Annotated in this window: 2 protein-coding genes; both read left to right on the forward strand. The window is 66.6% G+C overall.

What is annotated here, in order from left to right; genetic code table 11:
* A partial coding sequence (locus tag Q8S60_RS10595; RefSeq protein WP_305668511.1) for a reverse transcriptase domain-containing protein occupies positions 1 to 1,891 on the forward strand: 1,891 nt, incomplete at its 5' end.
* On the forward strand, positions 1,888 to 2,961 hold the full coding sequence (locus Q8S60_RS10600; protein ID WP_305668512.1) for a hypothetical protein: 1,074 nt from the start codon (positions 1,888 to 1,890) through the stop codon (positions 2,959 to 2,961). The genes Q8S60_RS10595 and Q8S60_RS10600, both read left to right, overlap by 4 nt.
* Positions 2,962 to 3,663: the final 702 nt, after the last annotated feature.

A 3,663-nucleotide genomic window follows, 5' to 3' on the forward strand; every position in this document is an offset into this window, starting at 1 on the left:
CCTTCACCGGCGCCTGTCACTGTGGGAAACGCTGGTGGGGCCGCGTTCGTGGTCCTCACGGGTCGTTCGCGACGGGTTGAAGTTCCCGTTAGTTCGGGCGCCTCCTCGGCGACGTTGTCGCCGGGAGGTTACCGACGAGGCGCAGCGGGCGGTTCTGCGACGCGAGGTCGCGGAAATGCTCGCGTGCGGAGCGATTTCGAAGTGCGGCCGTTCGGCGGTTCGCTTCGAGTCGTTGTTGTTCTGCGTCGGGAAGCGGGACGGCGGCTGGAGGCCCTGCCTGGACCTGCGGCCGCTGAACCGATATGTGGTGGCGCCGAAGTTCTCTCTCGGCGGTCTGCGGGATGTCCGCGCGCTGATGCGCCGCGGGGATTTCATGGTCAGCATCGACCTGAAATCCGCCTACTGGCACGTTCCGCTTCATCCGGCGATGCGGAAGCTTCTGGGCTTCAGGTTCGACGGGCAGCTCTTCCGCTTCGAAGTGTTGCCCTTCGGTCTCTCGTCGGCCCCGTGGGCGTTCCACTCCCTGCTCTCCCCGGTGCTGGCGCGTCTGCGCAGCGAGGGGGTCCGGGTTTGTTCGTACCTCGACGATCTCTTGATCTTCGGGGAGTCGGCGGACGCATGTCGCCAGGCGGGGCAGCGCGTCGCGGAGACTCTTACGGACTTGGGATTCTTATTGCATCCCAGCAAGTCGGCGCTCGTTCCGAGCCGCTCTTGCGTGTTCCTCGGGTTCGAGCTGCGCTCGGACGATCTCACGGTGCACCTTCCGCCGGAGAAGGTGCGTCGCATTTCACGCGAGTGTCGTCGCGTGGCGAACTTGGCGGAGTTTCGGCGCGAGCCGATCTCCGTACGGGACCTGGCCTGTCTTCTGGGCAGGTTGTCGGCTGCGGCGGACGCGGTGGCCGAGTCGCGCCTCCGCTCTTCGGCCCTCGAGGCGGACCGGGCGCGAGCGCTCCGGTCGGGTTGCGGATACCAGGACCCGGTTTTCCTGAGCAGCCGGTCGGTGGCCGAGCTGCGATGGTGGTCGCGCAACTTGGCGCGACGCGGCGGCAGGCTTCTACGCCTGCCGCTACCCGACGTGATTTTGCGCACGGACGCATCTGCGTTGGGTTGGGGAGCGGTGGTACAGGAGTCCCCCCGCTACCCGCGCTTACGTGGCTGGACCGCCTCCGGGCGGCTTCCGGCGGCGCTCCGGGAGGCGGTCTCGAACGAGACCGAGCTCTTCGGGTTGACGCAGGCCGTGCGCGCGTTGGCGCGGACGGTCCCGCTCCGGGGCCTGCACGTGCGGGTCCAGACAGACTCGACGACAGCCTTGTTCTATGTGAACAAAGGCGCGGGTCGGTCCTATTCGATGTCCGCGCTGGCCCGCCCGCTCTGGACGGCGGTTCGGCGGGCGGGCTTCATGCTGTCTGCGGAGCATCTCGCGGGCAGCGGCAACACGGTTGCCGACGCGCTCTCCCGCCGCCGATTGTCGTCGGCGGACTGGACGCTGTCCCGTCGCGCCTTCGCGATGGTCAACCGGCGTTACGGGCCGCTCACGATCGACGCGTTCGCGGAGCCGCACAACGCGCAGCTTCCCCGCTTCGCGTCGAGGTACCCGGTACCGGGGGCCCTTCGGCGCAGCGGGTTGTGGGCGGATTTCCGGCGGGAGCGCGTTTACGCGTTCCCGCCCCCGTCGCTGCTCCCGGTGCTTTTCCACCGGCTGCTGGATCTGCGGGCTCAGGCCGTGGTAGTAGTGCCGGTATGGCCATCGGCCCCTTGGTGGTCTCTGTGGACGAGCTACAGGCTCCGACCGTTAACGATTCGCGACGCGGTTGTGCCGTACCTGCGGGCGTCGCACTTCAAGCAGCCCCCTCTGCAGGTGGCGATCTTCTGCGGTTGGCGGCGTCGATGACGCCCGCCGGCGCGAGCGCGCTGGGCGAGTTCGTCACGACGCTGGAGGCTTCGCGTTCGCGCGCCACCGTGACACGGTGGGCGCGCGCCTTCTCGCGTTTTGTTTCCTTCGCTGTGGGCGCCGGACTCGTTCCGCGCGACTGGTGCGCGTGGCTGCAGGGGCGCCCGTCGGTGCCGGCGGGCGTATTCTCCGCCTTCGCGTTGGACCTGAAGCGGCGCGGCCTAGCGGCCGCGACGATCGACAAGGAGTGGGGCGCGCTCGGTGCGGCCCTACGGCTTTTGGGCGTGTCGACGCCTTTGTCGACTCTGGACGAAATCTTCCGTCAGGGTGTGCGCGCCGGTCGGGCTCCGCCTTCCGAGGCGGTTCCCGGTCTGCCGGTGTCGCGTTTGATGTTAGCGGTGTTGCGTTTGCCTTCGCGCTCTCCGTTGGAGCGGCGCGATCGGCTGCTGGTCGCTATGGCTATCGCCTTCGGGGCGAGGCCGGTTGATTTGACGCGTGTCGCGCGCTCGGATTCCCGCTTCGCGACGGCGGAGCACGGGGTTCTTCGTTTGCGTTTCCTGCGCGACAAGTCGTCGCAGCTGTCGGGTTCGGTCGTGTCCCGGTGGCTACACTTCTTCTCTACGCCGGAGTTTCCCATCGTCGACTGGTGGCACGAGGTCGTTAGCGACGTACAAAGGACGCGCATTCGCGCGGTTCCGGCGCCGGGTGGCGTGCTTTTCCACCCGCTGTTCGTCTGTCTCGACAGTCACAAGTTCGGGGAGCCGCTGGACGTCGATACTATCTCGCACATTCTCCGGCGTTTCTTAGCGCCCCTCGGCGCGTCTCCGCGTCAGGCGCAGGCGCGCATGATTCGTTCTTTCTCGGCGAGTTCGGCGTACGAGTTGGGAGTGCCGGTGGACGAGGTCTGTCGGCATTTTCGTTGGAAGGACCCAGGAACTTTCCTGAGTCACTATCATAGGTGGGACGTGGAGTTGCCCATCTCTATCCCGGAGGGCCCGCGGGACGGCTCCCGGGTGTCTTTGGCTTTCGGATTGGCCTTGCACCGTTTGCAGGGTTCTCTGTCCGTGTGAAGCCACCTCCTCCTTCCTTCACACGAGGATACTCTTCGCCCCGGCCACGGCCCTGTGGCGGGGCTGCGACTGGCTTGCGCCGAGCCTAGGCGAAGGCGCCTAGGAGGTCGCAGCTAGCCGTGGCCGGGGACGGGGCGACCCACCCAACCCTCCTTTGGGACGCCTTCGGTGTGAGGATGAGACTGATGGCTAGGACGATTAGCCATTCTCCTTCCATTTTCCAGAGTTTCAATAGAATTTCGATGACGAAACTGTAGAATCTAGGAAGTTGACTTTAGTGTTCTGTGTGCAAATAGGGTTCCTGAGAAGCCTGAAAAGGACAGTCTTCGCCCCGTCCCCGGCCACGGCTAGCTGCGACCTCCTAGGCGCCTTCGCCTAGGCTCGGCGCAAGCCAGAGGCAGGGCCTCCAGCCGCCGTCCCGCTTCCCGACGCAGAACAACAAGGACCACGAACGCGGCCCCACAAACGTTTCCCACCGCATCAGGCCCCGGTGAAGGCGCGAGTCCATCCGACCCCGCTCCGCGTCCGGCAGGACCACCGTACATCCTGCCGGCGCGGACGCCACCGCCACCGCGTCTAATCGCGACCGGGGGTGGCCACGGCCAAACCGCCACGACGACCCCCATTACCGCGCCCCTGGTTATCTGGCTTGCGCCGAGCCTAGGCGAAGGCGCCTAGGAGGTCGCAGCTAGCCGTGGCCGG

Source organism: Parvibaculum sp. (assembly GCF_030694575.1).
Lineage (GTDB): Bacteria > Pseudomonadota > Alphaproteobacteria > Parvibaculales > Parvibaculaceae > Parvibaculum.